The following is a 15764-nucleotide window of genomic DNA, read 5'->3' on the forward strand; positions in this document are numbered from 1 at the left end:
AACTACCCGCCAACGAGGCAGGGTGAAAAAAACAAAATCTAGAAATTTACTTGAGCGTTTACAAAATTATGAAGATGACGTACTCAGGTTTATGATCGATAAAGCCGTACCTTTTACTAATAATCAAGGCGAAAATGACTTGAGGATGGCAAAAGTTCAGCAGAAGATCTCGGGCTGCTTCAGGAGCGAATATGGAGCAGAAATGTTTTTTGGTCTTCGTAGTTACTTATCAAGCTGTAAAAAGCAGGGAGTAAGTGGCTCTACTGCTTTAACGCTATTGTTGAATGGCATGCTACCTAATATTTTTATCCCTGCTGAGTAGTTACAAAAAATGTATCTATCTCATTTGAAAAACTAAAAGTTAAAACTGTCAGTATTTTTTATGACTTAATAAAAATATTTCACTACAATTTATTAAACTTATAACCAATGCCATATACAGAACGGATCGGTTCTGCTTCTTCTGCTATTTGGTTAATCTTTTTACGGATATTTTTAATGTGTGTATCGATGTTGCGATCGGAGATATCCAAGGTATCGCTGTAAGCATAAACTAAGATTTCGTCTCGGCTAAAAACACGTCCGCTGTTTTCTAAAAAGAGCCGAAGTATTAAAAATTCTCTGGGAGTAAGATCTAAGAATTGGCCTTTAAAGGTGACTTCAAATTCATTAATTGTCATCTCAAACTCTGAGTGTTTAATGCTATTAGCTGCATCCAACTCTGTATTATTATTGGTCACTCGACGTAGCACGGTTTTGACTCTTGCCATTACTTCTCTAGGGCTAAAGGGTTTACAAATATAATCATCTGCACCAAATTCTAATCCCAGTAATTTATCAATTTCTTCACCTTTGGCTGTGATCATAATAATCGGCAGTTGTGAGAACTTTCTGATTTTTTTGCAGATTTCCAGCCCATCAATATCCGGCAGCATTAAATCGAGCAGTATTAGATCTACACTGTTTTCTTCAACAAAAGAGATCACTTCTTTACCGCTACTAAGGTGTTCAACCAGGTAACCATTATTCTGACAATAGGCGATTAAGACCTCGGCAATATGAGCTTCATCTTCAACAATGAGAATTTTCTGCTTATTCACTACGTATAACTCCTGTGTTCTGGCAGTGTAATATTAATACTGAGTCCGCCTAATGAGGAATCAGAAGTACTAATCTCGCCTTGGTGCGCATCGATAATTTGTTTACATAAAGCTAACCCTAACCCCGACCCTCCGTAACCACGATTACGAGAGGGTTCTACACGATAAAAGCGTTCAAACAACTTATCTTGGATAGCTAATGGTACGCCCGGAGCGGAGTCTTGTATTTGAATATGTAGTTGCTTAGCAACAATTTGAGCTGAAATCTGAATTTTCCCACTTGCATCCGTATAACGGCAACAATTCTCAAACAGGTTAACAAATAACTGCCTTATCCTATCCTTATCGGCTAATACGCTACATTTTTTATCTGCCATCAGTTGTGCCAACTGTGAACAATCTACATAGAACTTTTTTTGTTCAAATTTGGCAGTAAAGCTATCTGCTACTTGCAGTAATATTTGAATCGGATTAAGCGGTTGTTTTTTATAAGTAAGTCCACCAACGTCAGTGATAGATAGCTGATACAGGTCATTAACGATATTGCTCATACTGTCTATCTGGTCGATGAATAACTGCACGCGTTGTTCATCTGCTATAAATACACCATCTTGAATACCGATCAACTGACCTCTTAACACGGTCAAAGGTGTTTTTAATTCATGGGTCACATCTGACATCCATTTAAAGCGGTTATTCTGATTTTTGTCTAAGGTTTCAGCTAATACATTAACGTTATCGGACAGCAAGGCGAGTTCATCATTGGTTTTCTTTTCAATTCGAAGGCGGTAATTACCTCGAATCAAGGTATAGGTGCCATCGATAAGAGAGCTAATAGGCGCCAGCAGGTGTCTTGAAAATAACCAAGCGGTGACTAAAGCTAGTGCAATAACCATCAGCGCGATGATGTAATAATTTTTGTATTGTTGTGCTAAAAATTCATTTCCTGGGCTGCCTTCGACAAGCTCAGAGGGCACTAAACTCAGCCAGCCTATTATTTTTCCATTGAGCTCAATGACTTCGCTATAGGGGTTGTCAGTTATTAAGTCTCTACCAATAATAACTTGTTTATCAACATCATATAGGCTCAATCTTTTTTGTGTTTATCAACATCATATAGGCTCAATCTTTTTTGTGTTTGCAACAAACTACTTAAGGCGAGTAGGTTGTCATTAGTTTCAGTGGCATTTTGTCTGTTGCTCGTTGGTGTTGAATCCGCAGCATTGCTGTTTACTTTAGCGCCTAGCATCTCTTTCCAGAGAGGTTCATTGCCTTTGAGCCGTTGCCAACTGCCGTTATCTCGATAATAAGAGACAATTCTGCTTTTCAAATTTGAAACTTGTTTATGCTCTGCCTCATTCACAAAATCATTAAAGCTGGTGGATAAATTAACGGTAATTAAAGACAGCATTAATCCCACAGCAACAAAGCTGGTAATGCAAAATGCAAAGAAAAATTTATAAAATAACTTCACGTCATTTCCTTCTTATGCTGCTGATTAAAAATAGGTTAACTTATCTTTTATTGATAGTAGTTGTTCAATACTCACCATTTTAAAGCTAGCTAGATGCTCTCTTAGTCTCGCGCAAGTGCGTCAACAGGGTTTAATTTGGCGGCATTGCGTGCAGGTAAATAACCAAATAAAACACCGATTAAAGTTGAGCAAGCAAATGCGGTAATGATTGAATTTGTTGAATAAATCATTTGAAAGTCACTGCTGCTCGAGGCAAAGATAAGGCCAATTAAAAAAGCCAATGAAATACCCAAAATACCACCGCAAATACAGACTAAAACCGCTTCAATTAAAAATTGTCGTAAAATATCATGCTTACGAGCACCTACTGCCATTCGAATACCTATTTCACGGGTACGTTCAGTTACTGACACTAACATAATATTCATAACACCAATGCCCCCTACAATCAGAGATATAAACGCTATGGTTGAAATAAGCATGGTCATCGTCGCTGACGTTTTTTCAATATTTTCTCGAATAGTATCGGTATTAACAGTAAAAAAGTCTTCCACACCATGGCGCATCTTAATTAGCTTAATAATACCCTGTTCAGCAGCGGTGCTAGATACGCTGTCATTAATTCGTACAGTAATATCATTAACATCATTTTGTCTGAAAATACGTGCTGACACAGTGGTGTAAGGGATCCATACATTTAATGCATCAGTGTTGCCAAAGGCACTTTCTCTTGGTTCTGTTACCCCAATTACTCGTACGGGTAGTTGACCTAGAAATATTACTTTACCGAGTGCTGATTCTTTTGGGAACAAAGAGGCGACAGTGTTTGAGTCAATTACTGCCACTTGAGCGAGATCATCAACGCTATTTTCATCAAAATATTGGCCTTGCGCTAAAGTGTAACCCTTTACTCTAAAATACTCCGAACCTACACCTTGTACTTCACCGGTGAGGGCTTGGTTGCTATAGCGAATTGCCACATCAGCTCTCACTGTGGGCGTAACACTATCAACAAATGGTAATGTTTTGAGAATCTCTGCATCACTGGCTGTTAACGTGCGTATTCGACCAGAACGGCGATCACCCAGTCCATTACCGGGTTTAATTTCAATCGTGTTGGTGCCCATTGATGCCATATTTTCAAGAACCGCTTGTTGAGAGCCGTTACCCAGAGCGACAACGGAAACAACGGATGCGATACCAATAATAATGCCAAGCATGGTTAGAAACGTACGCAGTTTATGACTAGACATGGCAGTTAATGCCATTTTTAGCGCTTCAAGATAACGTGTCCAATCAAATAAACTGTTTTTTGGGATAGTCGCCTTTTTCTCTTTTTTAAATTCGACGGCATTAATTGTTTCCGTTTTTGGGTTAGTGACTGTGTCACTTTTTATTTCACCGTCTTTTATCTCAATAATACGATCAGCGAACTTCGCAACCTGTAAGTCATGGGTCACTAAGATAATGGTATGACCGTCTTTATGTAATTCTTGTAACAGCTTCATCATTTCTTCGCCGCTGCTACTATCAAGTGCACCTGTTGGTTCATCTGCTAAAATAACGTCGCCACCATTGACCAGTGCACGTGCAACACTGACTCGTTGCTGCTGGCCACCACTTAATTGACTTGGTTTGTGATCAAGCCTGTCACTCAACCCTAATCGAGTCAGCAATGCTTCAGCTTTTGCTCGACGAGTTGCTTTATCTTCACTGGCGTATAATGCTGGTACTTCCACATTCGCGACGGCAGAAAGGTCACCCAGTAGATGATAACGCTGAAATATAAAACCAAAATATTCACGGCGCAGTGCCGCTAATTGGTCTTCATCCATTTTAGACGTATCTTGACCATTAATCAGATACTGGCCTGCCGAAGGCTTGTCCAAACAGCCTAAAATATTCATTAAGGTTGACTTGCCTGAACCTGATGCTCCAACAATAGCGATCATTTCGCCTCTGTGAACTTTTAAACTCACGTTATTTAACACGGTAAGATCTTGTTCTCCAGCGCTAAATGTTCGACTGACACCTGCAATTTCAAGTAGTACTTCACTCATAGATTAAAGCCCCGCTTGTTTTTGACGGCCACCGGCCTGACGGCTAGAGGTAGTGGCTTGATTTGCAGAAGATTGGCCGATGATAATTTCGTCACCTTCTTCAAGTCCTGATAATATTTGTGCATTAACACTGTTATTGATGCCAACTTCAACATCACGGTACTCGACTTTATTATCTACTTTGACAGGTACTTGATAGCTATTCTGTTTGTTGGGCGTTTTGGTCAGTACTTGAGCTGGAACCTGTAATACATCTGCAGCACTGTCTAAAATAATCGAGACCTGTGCCGTCATACCAATACGTAATAGCTGATCAGGGTTGTCGACATCAAATAATGCATTGTAATAAATAGCATCACTGTCACCTATGCTCAGCTGACTATCATCGCCAGTCAATAACGTAGGACCAGGCTCAATTGCACGTAATACTGCCGTGTATTTTTGTTTAGCATCACCAAGAATTGAAAAGTAAACCTGTTGCCCTGGTTTTATATGAATAACGTCTGCTTCTGATACTTCAGCTTTAATGGTCATGGTTGTAAGCTGTGCAAGTTCAACAATGCTAGGCGTTTCTTGATTGTTGCTGATAGTTTGACCTTGTTGTGCAGAAATATAAATAACAGTGCCATCGATAGGCGCAACGATGGTCGTATAACCCAATTCTAATTTGGCGTTATCGACACTGATCAACGCTTGTTCTTTTTGCGCTTCGATTTGTTCTAGTTCTGCGCTATATACGGTTAACGTTGCCTGCGCCGTGTCGAAAATGGACTGCGAAGCCACACCATTTTTAAACATTTTTTGTTGGCGTTCAAATTCTGCTGTTGCTTCATATATTTGTGCTTGTTTTGCTCGGTATTGAGCATTGATAATACTAAGTGACGCTTGCGCTTCTTTTAACGTATTTTTTTGCGTCAAATTGTCTATTTGGGCAATTAAATCACCTTTTTTAACCTGATCGCCGAGATTAACTGCAATATTGTCTATTTGTCCTGAAGCTTGAGAACCTACATCAACGAGGGTATAGGGATAAAGTACGCCATTTGTTAGGACTACATTTTCTATATTGCCTTTTTTCACAAAGTCGGTAGTAAAAACAAGGTTTTGTTCATTTTCTGCAAAGTAGTATTTAATCGAGAAACCAACTCCAACAGCGAATAATATTAATATCGTTAGATTCTTTATTTTTTTATTCATGACTGATCCAATCTTATTAGTAAAAGTAGAAGTGCTTCTATGAAAGCGATTAGGGAAAGTATAAGGGGCAAATATGGTCAAAATATGGAGATTAAAAAATAAATTAACTATATGTATTTAAATAACTATTTTTATTTTCTATGTGATTTTGTGGTAATTGTGTAGATGTGCTTTCGTACACCACATTATTCAATGTGACTGCATTAATGATATTGAGCAATAGCGTATTGAACATGAAATACTGATAACTAAAAGGGGGCAACAATCTTTTATCTACTTAAACTTACCTAGGTCACATTCGTGTTCATTTCTGCTCATTTAACGTGTTCAAAAGCATGTTTTTTTCTTGAGAATGTTTAATCCGTGTTAATGAGGTGTAATCTCCTTGTTATCAGTTGCTCTATTTATAACGGGCAATATTTGTAAAGTGTTTAGGTCCTATACTGCGATCTTATGAGCGGCTTGATAAGCCACTTTATAGCTGTTTTGTTGAATCATCTCCTTCGAGTGAAAGCCTTAATCGCCAATCCTTTTCACTGTTAATACTGCATTAATACAACCTGCTGAGCTTATCAATATACACATTTTCGCCTGATTATTTATTCAGGTCAGTGACTATTGAGCGGTGAAAGTAATGGTTAAATAAAAGAGAGTAAGTAATGTTTTTGGAACAAATACAGCGGGTTAATAAATCAATGCTAGGCGGAATTTAATGCGCGCAAAAGCCAGGTATTTTGGTATTGGATTTAGACTTGTCTTTGCCTTCAGTGTGTTGGCCTTTTCGACTATTTTAGTGTCCAGTGTTTCCTATTCAACCTTTAATGAAACCTTAAATCGACTGACTGAAATTCAACAGGAAGATATGGTTTCTTTAGAGGAAGCCGCGCGTCTTAATGACCTTGCTCGTACCATCATTTCTACTTCTTTTATTATTCTTTCCGCTGAATCGGACCAAGAGCGTGACCAGGCAATGCAAGAAATTGAGCGTTCACTGTCCACGATGAGTGAGTTGATGGTTGATTTTCCAGATTATAATCAATACTTTAAAAACCTTATTAATCAGATTAATTACAACTTAAGTCTGCTTTACACTAATGAAGTCAAAATGCAGGTATTAAATACACAGTTCAAAGATCTGCTGAGTGGGCTATTCCCCTTTTTGATTGCAACGGATCAATGGTTATCGCAGTTAAATGATACAAAAAAAACAGCGATTAACCACAATGAATTACGCAGATTATTATATTACCAATTTGGTTTAGCTGAAAAGCTTTATAACGACCTGACATTTAACGAGTTGGATAACACTATTTTACGCTTAGAAAAAGTAGGCAGTAATTGGTGGGAGTTTTGGCAAGCAGGACAATTAGAAAATACTGACCCATCCCTTAATAAGCGGCTTGTTTTCATTAATAATATGATGTCTCGGCAGGGCAAATTATTTAACTTAAAAAACCAACAGATTGATTTAAATTACCAACAGAAATTCCTTTGGGGCAATAGCCGGTTGCAGTTACATCAATTAGCAGTACAAGTAGAAAGTTATGCCAAACGGGTTAATCAGCAAGTGGATTCGGAAATAGATGCGACTGAACAACGGTTATTAAAAAACATGAAGTTAGCATTGTCTGTCTCCTTCTTTAGCCTGTGTGCCGCGGTCTTTTTCTCTTGGTTTTATGTTAGAAATAACATTCTGCAACGGATTCGTGATTTGCAGTCAAGTATGCGCTTAATCTCTTCTGGAAAATTGAATACACCGATTCAAATTAAAGGTCATGACGAAATAACTGAAATGGCCAAAGATGTGCTGCTATTTCAAGCCAACTCTCAAAAGCTCGAACAGACCAATAAACAATTAATCTCCTTACAGAATGAGCTAGTCCAGTCCGGAAAGTTAGCTGCATTAGGTGGATTGAGTGTGGGAATTACCCATGAAATCAATCAACCGTTAACTGCGGTTAATAGTCATTTACACAGTGCGTCAATTTGGTTGGAAAGGAAGCAGCTGGACAAAGTAAAAAATAGTCTGTGCAAGATAGAAAAGTTAATCGCTAAAACCTCTGTTATTACCCAGCATTTAAAATCATTTGCCCGTAAATCAGATGGGAAACTTGAAAAGGTCTGCGTCAGTAGCGTGATCACAGAAGCATTAGAGTTGTTATCAAGCCGCATTGATTATGGTAAATGTAAGATCAGCTATGTCCCGTTAGACAACTATTTTGTGTCGGCGAATGCTATTCGTCTTGAGCAGGTTATGGTGAATATTATTGCCAATGCATTAGATGCAGTGGAAGGCGTTGATGATGCACATATACATATTTATGTCACTGAAAGTGATCACTCACTTTGCATTAAGGTGAAGGATAACGGTGAAGGTATTATCAGTGAAGACCTGCCGCATATCTTTGATCCTTTTTTCACTAAGAAGATGGTTGGTAAAGGATTAGGGTTAGGTTTATCCATTACTTTTAACATTATTAAAGATTTCAATGGCAACTTGTCTGTGCAATCAGAGCGAGGAAAAGGTGCGACCTTCACCATTGAATTAAAGAAACTCAACGAGGAGTGTTCTAGCGATGCAAAATACTAAAATAGTGGTGCTGATTGATGATGAAATAGACGTGATCGAAGCGTTAACAGAGATGCTTGAATTAGAGGGGTTTGAAGTTTTACCCTTCACTGACCCCAAACTCGCTTTACGTTCTTTGAGGCCAGACAGTCATTGTGTTGTCTTATGTGATGTGAAAATGCCGCATATTGATGGTTTAACGTTGTTGGATGCCATTAATAAACGCGTCACCAATTTGCCGGTGTTATTAATGAGTGGACACGGTGATATTCCGATGGCGACGCAAGCAATTAAAAATGGTGCCTATGACTTTTTAGAAAAACCGTTAGTGCCTTCTGATTTAATCGTTAAATTAAATGATGCCTTTGCTAAACGTCAGTTCGATGACCCCGATAATGCGCTTGAGCATAATAGTTCTCCGACTATTGAAGAGTTTGTGATTGGCGAATCGCGCAGTATTGAGCTGATCCGCCAACAAATATTAGTGCTAGCAAAAAGTGGTGTTGATACCATTATTAATGGTGATACCGGTACCGGCAAAGAGGTCGTTGCTAATGCTCTGCATCAATTTAGTGTACGAAAAGAGCAGCCTTTTGTGGCCATTAATTGCGGCGGGATGACTGAAAGTATTATTGAAAGTGAGTTATTTGGACATGAGTTAGGGTCATTTACGAATGCCAGTAAACAACGTATTGGAAAAATTGAGCTAGCTAATAACGGCACGCTTTTTTTAGATGAAATTGAAAGTATGCCTATCTCAGTGCAGATAAAACTTTTACGTGTTTTGCAGGAAAGGGTGGTTGAACGAGTCGGTGGTAATCAATTGATACCTGTTAATATTGTGGTGGTGGCTGCAAGTAAAGCAAATTTAGAAGAACTCAGTAACCAAGGTCTGTTTAGAAAAGATCTGTTTTATCGTTTAAATGTGGCCAGCATCAATATCCCCAAATTAAAAAAACGTGTGGAAGATGTGCACCCGTTATTTTGTCATTTTGTGAAAAAGTCCTGTGAAAAGTTTCAAACGCAACCTCCGGTTTTATTATGTGAGCAATTACGCGCATTGAATATGCATGACTGGCCGGGGAATACCCGTGAGTTAAGAAATGTCGCTGATAGGTTTGTATTAGGGATTGACGGGCAAGGCTTTAATTTACAAAAAACAATTGCTGAAATTGAGCCTGAAGGGTTTGATTTTGACCTACAAATGGAGGGCTATGAAAAAGCTTTGTTATTAGAAGCGTTAGCAAAATCAGCAGGGAACATTAATGTTTCTTCGGAGCAATTAAACCTGCCGAGAAAAACGCTCTACCGTAAATTAAAAAAATATAACATTGATAAATTTGATTTTAGAGTGAAGGCAACAAAAGAGACATAAGTGACCCATTATGCGATTTTTAAACCTTAACTAAAGTGACTTTAGTGACTCAAAAAAGTATGTGATTTATTTAATATTAATTCAAGTAACTGATTTTTAGTGTTTTTTTGTTTTGGCATTCGGCTTGCTATAGCTTATACCTGAACGATCGGCCTAGTGACACAGTAACAGGCCATTGCATCGTTCGTTGAACAACTCAACAGATAGCCAGTTACAAGCATGACAATCTCATAACTAAAAGGAAGTAAAATGAATAAATTATACAAAGGATTATTACTCACTGGTGCGCTTGCGTTACCTGCAATGGCATTTGCTGACGGATGTACAAACCGTGGCGTGTTAGATGATAGATACTGTGATGAAAATAATGATTTAGTGGCTGATTCTCCAAAAGATCCTGAGCAGTGGCGCGACCCAAGTACGTTGGTGTTTACTTATACACCCGTTGAAGATCCTGCTGTTTATAAAGATGCCTTCAAAGATTTCCAAGAACACTTAAGTAAAGTCACTGGCAAACGTGTTGTCTATTACACAGTACACTCTAATTCTGCTCAAGTTGAAGCGATGCGTTCAGGACGTTTACATATTGCAGGGTTTTCTACGGGCCCAACAGGTTATGCCGTTAATCTAGCGGGTTATGTGCCGATTGCGGTAAAAGGTACTGCGGAAGGTTTCCAAGGTTATAATTTGATCACTATTACTCGAAAAGACAGTGGCATTGATGAAATGGCAGATCTAAAGGGTAAAAAGGTTGCACATACTTCTGCTTCTTCTAACTCTGGTAACTTAGCACCGCGTGCTTTATTCCCTGCTTTAGGTATCGTGCCAGATAAAGACTATAAAGTGTTGTACTCAGGTAAGCATGACCAATCTATATTAGGGGTGTTTAATGGCGATTATGATGCTGCACCAGTCGCTTCAGATGTGTACGACCGTATGGTGGCTGCGGACCGTGTTGATGATGAAAACATTAAAATTATTTACCGTAGTCCAAAATTCCCAACCTCTGCATTTGGTTATGCAAATGATCTTAACCCTGAGCTTGTTAAAAAAATAGAGAGTGCCTTCTCAACTTACCGCTTTACACCGGAAATGAGTGCTACGTTTAAAGGAGCAGATAGATTTGCACCTATTACCTATAAACAAGACTGGGGTGTGATCCGCGATATCGCGCATGCTACCGGCACTGCTTATACAAAAGCTGGTTTACAAAAATTAGCTGAACAGAATGCTGCTAAGAAAGCCGCAAAAAAAGCAGCAGCTTTAGCCGCTGAAAAATAATAAAACTACCTAAGTAATAGGCTGAAAATAGATCTTCGGCCTATTTTACCAATCTAACGAATTATCCGTTCATTTATGCCTGTGAATATGAATCAAAGCGTTATTATTGAATTGTAATGAGAACAACTCGTTGCTGTCATCAATACCTTTTTTCATCACTTTTCATTGGCATCAAAATAGATCATTTATTAAATTAAATTGGTATTACTTAGCATTTCTGTTGATACAAGGAATTGTCACCATGGCATCTACAAGTTCTAACGCAATTAAAATTAACGATCTTCATCATGAATATATCGCTGGTAAACCTGTCCTTAAAGGCATCAATATTGATATTAATGAATCTGGCATCGTAGCCATTATTGGCCCTTCAGGCACAGGTAAAAGTACATTATTAAAATGTATCAATCGTTTAAATGACCCTAGCAGTGGTGAAATCTTATTTGACGGCGCTGATTTAACTAAACTTCAAGGTAAAGCATTACGCAAGATGCGTAGACACATAGGCATGGTATTCCAAGAATATAACCTGGTGGAGCGATTGACAGTTTTAGAAAACGTATTGAGTGGACGCTTAGGTTATATGAGTTCTTGGGATGCGTGGCGTCGTAACTATAAACCGGAAGATTTAAAACATGCCTTTGAATTATTAGAGGTGGTTGGATTAACTGACTTTGCAAATCAACGAGCCGATGGATTATCCGGTGGACAACGACAAAGAGTTGGTATCGCCAGAGCCGTAATGCAGGGACCTTATCTATTATTAGCTGATGAGCCAACTTCTTCATTAGATCCAAAAACAGCTGTTGAAATCATGGAGCTAATGGAAACCTTTGCACAACGTAATGATATTCCTGTGTTACTTAATATCCATGATGTAAATCTGGCTAAACGTTACGCTAAAAGAATCATTGGTATGTCCAATGGTAAAGTGCATTACGATGGTCCACCTGAAGATATTAGTGAGGCTGATCTGAAAGTCATTTATGGAGGTGAGTCATGGATGGATTAGCCAAATCTAGCACTAGGCATGCGGTTAACCCATTTAAAGCCTCGTTATTAAATCGTGCGCTGTGGGTAGTTGTAATTGCTTATATTTTTTACAGTGCCAGTTCATTAGGGTTATCATTAGAGCGAATTTTATTAGGATTTAGCGAGAGTGAGCGCTTGCTAACAAGAATGTTTCCACCAGACTTTTCTCGTGTTGGTTTGTTGATGGATGGGGTGGCTGAAAGCTTACAAATTGCCATTATTTCTAGTTTTTTTGGTATCGTTATTTCATTGTTTATTGGCCTTTTAGCGGCTCGTAATATGATGCCTATTATGATCACTGCTCCGGTACGTGCCTTTATTGCGCTGTGTCGTTCATTTCATCCCGTTATCATCGCTATTATTTTTGTTAAAGCGGTTGGTTTTGGTGCGTTAGCTGGGATCTTAACGCTGATATTTGCATCCATTGGTTTTATCGCTAAATTATTTGCTGAAGCAATTGAAGAGATTTCATTTAACTCGGTAGAAGCGATTAAAGCGACCGGGGCAAGTTTCTTTAGTGTGATTATTTATGCCGTTATGCCACAGGTATTTACCCGTTTTATCGGTTTCGCCAGTTACCAGTTAGATTCAAATTTAAGAAACTCAACCATGGTTGGCATTGTTGGCGCTGGTGGTTTAGGCGGGACTTTATTCTCAGCCTTCCAACGCTTTGATTACGATTTTGTCTCTGCCATTTTAATTACCATTATCGCTATTATTCTGGTTGGTGAAATGCTCTCAAATTTAGTTAGAAGGATTTTCTAATGACAACTTCAAGTATCGATTTAGAGTGGAAAAGATTTACGTTACAGGAAAGGATCTCGCGTTTTGCTGTTTATTTGGTGATCGTGGTGTCACTGGTATGGTCATGGCAAAGTGTAGAAGTGATTGAAGAGTTTTTATACGATGCACCAGAGCAATTGTTGGATATGTTTCAACGGATGACACCGCTAGATTACGCATTTTACCCTAGTTCAATTCATGATGCGTTAATTGAAACATTACATATTGCTACGCTAGGTACACTGATTACATTAATTTTTGCTGTGCCTTTAGCCTTATTAAATGCACCTAATATAACTCCTAGTAAAACACTCAATTGGATTGCACAATTCTTTTTAGTGGCAACACGATCTATTAACTCATTAGTTTGGGCTTTGTTATTTATTGCCTTGTTTGGACCTGGTGTTATTGCTGGGATAATGGCTATCGCGATTCGTAGTATTGGTTTTGTGGGTAAATTATTATCTGAAGCATTGGCTGAAGTGAATATGGGCACCATTGAAGCTTTGAAAGCAACGGGAGCACCTTGGGGCAGTATTTTAGTAAAAGGTTATTGGCCGCAGGTGATGCCTGCATTTTATTCAATTGTACTATTTAGATGGGATATTAATGTGCGTGAATCGGCGGTATTAGGTTTAGTAGGTGCTGGTGGTATCGGTGTGGTACTGAATGATGCGCAAAACTTATTCCAATGGCAAAAAGTAGCGATGGTGTTAGTAAGTATCTTTGCGGTTGTTATTGTTGCTGAGATTGTTGCTATTCAGATCCGTAAACGATTGATATAGCTGCTTGTTGATAGAAATAGTTGTTGATGGGAATGAAACGCTATAAACGTTTTAATACATATCAGTACTTATTGCTGTTGTTAAAGTGACGGTTATCGTGATTGTTAACAGTCAGATAGGTCATTTTTTTATGTTGTTCTATTTAAAGGCGTATTTTACTCAAGATGTTACTCATTATTGGAGTCAGTTGTTAATGGGTCATTTAAGGGCATTACTGACTAAACTATTAAATGAATCAACATCATAGAGCTGGCCTCGAAAACCAACTGATTAATTTCAGTTGGTTTTTTTTACGTAATGAAAGTCATTACAACTTAAATAGTACGTTTTTAATTCAATAATCATCATATTTTTATCTGTAAAGTGCGAATGATCATATTAATTAGAAAAACTATATGTTCTAATGTGAACATAAACTGGCGCGAACGAACATTTAATTCAAGGATTCCGAAATGAGCCTCAATAGAACGAACAATATTAAACAACTAGCTGAAGAAGAGTTAGATGTCCTTATTTTAGGGGGTGGTATCAACGGTGCTGTCGCTGCTGCATCTTTGGCTGCCAAGGGAGTTAAAGTTGGCCTGATCGATAAAGGCGACTTTGCTGGCGCAACAAGCTCTAACTCATCAAATCTTGCGTGGGGTGGTATTAAGTATTTAGAAAGCCACGAATACCGTTTAGTGAATAAACTTTGTAAGAGCCGTAATAACCTAATGAAGCATTACCCATCGTCAGTGACTGAGGTGCGTTTCTTAACCACTATCCAAAAAGGCTTTCGTTTCCCTGTTTGGTTTGTGTTCATGGGAACGTTAGCTTATTGGTTATTTGGTCGACTATTTACTATGGCGCCTAAATATCTAACACGTAATGCCATTAAACAACTTGAACCAAGTATTAAAGTAACTGGCGCTCAAGCTGGTTTTGAATACTCAGATGCTTTCTTAAAAGACAATGATTCGCGCTTTGTATTTAACTTTATAGCGGCGGCTGCAAAAAAATCAGCGCTTGTTGCAAACTATGTAGAGTCAATTAAGGCGGTGCGTGAAAACAATCAATGGGTTATCGATGCTAAAGATAATACCACTGATGAAACCTTTACGATTAAAGCAAAAACCTTGATCAATGCCTGTGGACCAATGGTTGACCAAGTAAATAAAAGTACCAAACAGAAAACATCACATCATCACTTATTTTCAAAAGGTGTGCATTTAACGGTTGAACGTATTTCAAAAGATCACCGTGTATTGGCCTTCTTTGCAAGCGATGGACGTTTATTCTTTGTATTACCAATGGGTTCAAAAACGTGTATTGGCACCACTGATAACCAAGTAGAGAGCCATAAAACAGAGGTTACAGACGAAGATCGTCAATTTATTCTTGATAATGCTAATACATTATTAGAGTTAGATAAGCCGTTAACTAAAGCAGATATTATTGCAGAAAGATGTGGTGTTCGACCATTAGCTATCGAAGCCGAAGAAGGCGTTGCAGATTGGGTCGCTTTATCTCGTAAACACGCGATAGATGTAAATAAGTTTGATAAACACATCAGTATCTTCGGTGGTAAATTAACTGACTGTATTAATGTGGGTGATGAAATTGCTGATATTGTTGAAGACTTATCGATCCCAATGAAGAAGACAACTTCGCGTTGGTATGGTGAACCTGCTGATTCAGTTAAAGCTAAATTTATGAGTGCAATGGCAGAGATTGATAAATTAACACCAAAAAGTGCGATTGAACCTTTATCAAGTCGTTTCTGGCGCCGTTACGGTGAAGATGCGTTTATTCTATTAGAAGCGATTAAACAAGATCCTAGTAAAGCTGAACTTGCTCTTGAGCATACAGAGTTTACTTGGGCTGAAATAGATTGGGTTGCTGAGAATGAGATGGTTGTTAACCTCGAAGATCTACTGCGTCGCCGCTCGAAAGCAACATTAGTGATCCGTAAAGAATATTTAGATAATGCAGACGGTCTAGAAGCTGTTAGTGAACGTTTATTTGGTGACCAGGCACAACAGAAAGTTGCTGATTTTCGTAACGCGGTTTCGTTAAACCGAGGTTAATTGCTCGAAGGTTAGTTTGTTAGATTGAAAATTAACTAAAGC

General features: G+C 38.4%; 13 protein-coding genes. 8 read left to right on the top strand and 5 right to left on the bottom strand.

Annotated features, from left to right (window positions below):
- A partial coding sequence (locus H592_RS0109370; RefSeq protein WP_028868183.1) for an IS66 family transposase occupies positions 1 to 322 on the top strand: 322 nt, incomplete at its 5' end.
- Between the two features lie 82 nt (positions 323 to 404).
- On the opposite strand, the gene H592_RS0109375 is transcribed toward H592_RS0109370, so the two are convergent.
- The 5 genes from H592_RS0109375 to H592_RS0109395 form a co-directional block, all read right to left on the bottom strand.
- Positions 405 to 1100, bottom strand: a complete 696-nt coding sequence (locus tag H592_RS0109375) for a response regulator (protein WP_028868546.1) — start codon at positions 1098 to 1100, stop codon at positions 405 to 407.
- Positions 1100 to 2191, bottom strand: coding sequence for an ATP-binding protein (locus tag H592_RS21930; RefSeq protein WP_051369110.1), 1092 nt, complete (start codon positions 2189 to 2191; stop codon positions 1100 to 1102). The genes H592_RS0109375 and H592_RS21930 overlap by 1 nt, the downstream gene beginning before the upstream one ends.
- Positions 2188 to 2574 carry a hypothetical protein gene (locus H592_RS24395; RefSeq protein WP_028868547.1) on the bottom strand — a complete coding sequence of 129 codons (387 nt, stop codon included), beginning with the start codon at positions 2572 to 2574 and terminating at the stop codon, positions 2188 to 2190. Before H592_RS24395 ends, H592_RS21930 begins: the two co-directional genes overlap by 4 nt.
- 101 nt (positions 2575 to 2675) lie before the next feature.
- Positions 2676 to 4634, bottom strand: a complete 1959-nt coding sequence (locus H592_RS0109390; protein WP_028868548.1) for a MacB family efflux pump subunit — start codon at positions 4632 to 4634, stop codon at positions 2676 to 2678.
- Between the two features lie 3 nt (positions 4635 to 4637).
- On the bottom strand, positions 4638 to 5831 hold the full coding sequence (locus tag H592_RS0109395) for an efflux RND transporter periplasmic adaptor subunit (RefSeq protein ID WP_028868549.1): 1194 nt from the start codon (positions 5829 to 5831) through the stop codon (positions 4638 to 4640).
- Between the two features lie 712 nt (positions 5832 to 6543).
- Here H592_RS0109395 and H592_RS21935 point away from each other — a divergent pair.
- The 7 genes from H592_RS21935 to H592_RS0109430 all read left to right on the top strand — a co-directional run bounded on the left by H592_RS21935 (position 6544) and on the right by H592_RS0109430 (position 15722).
- Entirely contained in the window at positions 6544 to 8421 is a 1878-nt protein-coding gene (locus H592_RS21935; protein WP_051369111.1) for an ATP-binding protein, read from the top strand.
- Entirely contained in the window at positions 8408 to 9775 is a 1368-nt protein-coding gene (locus H592_RS0109405; protein ID WP_028868550.1) for a sigma-54-dependent transcriptional regulator, read from the top strand. The genes H592_RS21935 and H592_RS0109405 overlap by 14 nt, the downstream gene beginning before the upstream one ends.
- A 249-nt stretch (positions 9776 to 10024) precedes the next feature.
- Complete coding sequence (gene phnD / locus H592_RS0109410; RefSeq protein ID WP_028868551.1) at positions 10025 to 11056, top strand: phosphate/phosphite/phosphonate ABC transporter substrate-binding protein; 1032 nt, start codon at positions 10025 to 10027, stop codon at positions 11054 to 11056.
- 241 nt (positions 11057 to 11297) lie between these two features.
- Positions 11298 to 12068, top strand: coding sequence for a phosphonate ABC transporter ATP-binding protein (phnC, locus tag H592_RS0109415; RefSeq protein ID WP_028868552.1), 771 nt, complete (start codon positions 11298 to 11300; stop codon positions 12066 to 12068).
- Positions 12056 to 12853 carry a phosphonate ABC transporter, permease protein PhnE gene (gene phnE / locus H592_RS0109420; protein ID WP_028868553.1) on the top strand — a complete coding sequence of 266 codons (798 nt, stop codon included), beginning with the start codon at positions 12056 to 12058 and terminating at the stop codon, positions 12851 to 12853. Before phnC ends, phnE (H592_RS0109420) begins: the two co-directional genes overlap by 13 nt.
- A complete protein-coding gene (gene phnE, locus H592_RS0109425) occupies positions 12853 to 13656 on the top strand; it encodes a phosphonate ABC transporter, permease protein PhnE (RefSeq protein ID WP_028868554.1) in 804 nt (267 codons plus the stop codon). The genes phnE (H592_RS0109420) and phnE (H592_RS0109425) overlap by 1 nt, the downstream gene beginning before the upstream one ends.
- Positions 13657 to 14108: 452 nt before the next feature.
- A complete protein-coding gene (locus H592_RS0109430; protein ID WP_028868555.1) occupies positions 14109 to 15722 on the top strand; it encodes a glycerol-3-phosphate dehydrogenase/oxidase in 1614 nt (537 codons plus the stop codon).
- The last annotated feature ends 42 nt before the right edge of the window (positions 15723 to 15764 follow it).

This window comes from Psychromonas arctica DSM 14288 (genome assembly GCF_000482725.1).
Classification (GTDB): Bacteria; Pseudomonadota; Gammaproteobacteria; order Enterobacterales; family Psychromonadaceae; genus Psychromonas; species Psychromonas arctica.

Coding starts and splice junctions, on each gene's coding strand:
- phnD (WP_028868551.1), top strand. CDS start 10,025: ATGAATAAATTATACAAAGGATTATTACTCACTGGTGCGCTTGCGTTA.
- phnC (WP_028868552.1), top strand. CDS start 11,298: ATGGCATCTACAAGTTCTAACGCAATTAAAATTAACGATCTTCATCAT.
- H592_RS21935 (WP_051369111.1), top strand. CDS start 6,544: ATGCGCGCAAAAGCCAGGTATTTTGGTATTGGATTTAGACTTGTCTTT.
- H592_RS0109405 (WP_028868550.1), top strand. CDS start 8,408: ATGCAAAATACTAAAATAGTGGTGCTGATTGATGATGAAATAGACGTG.
- H592_RS0109390 (WP_028868548.1), bottom strand. CDS start 4,634: ATGAGTGAAGTACTACTTGAAATTGCAGGTGTCAGTCGAACATTTAGC.
- H592_RS0109395 (WP_028868549.1), bottom strand. CDS start 5,831: ATGAATAAAAAAATAAAGAATCTAACGATATTAATATTATTCGCTGTT.
- phnE (WP_028868553.1), top strand. CDS start 12,056: ATGGATGGATTAGCCAAATCTAGCACTAGGCATGCGGTTAACCCATTT.
- H592_RS0109430 (WP_028868555.1), top strand. CDS start 14,109: ATGAGCCTCAATAGAACGAACAATATTAAACAACTAGCTGAAGAAGAG.
- phnE (WP_028868554.1), top strand. CDS start 12,853: ATGACAACTTCAAGTATCGATTTAGAGTGGAAAAGATTTACGTTACAG.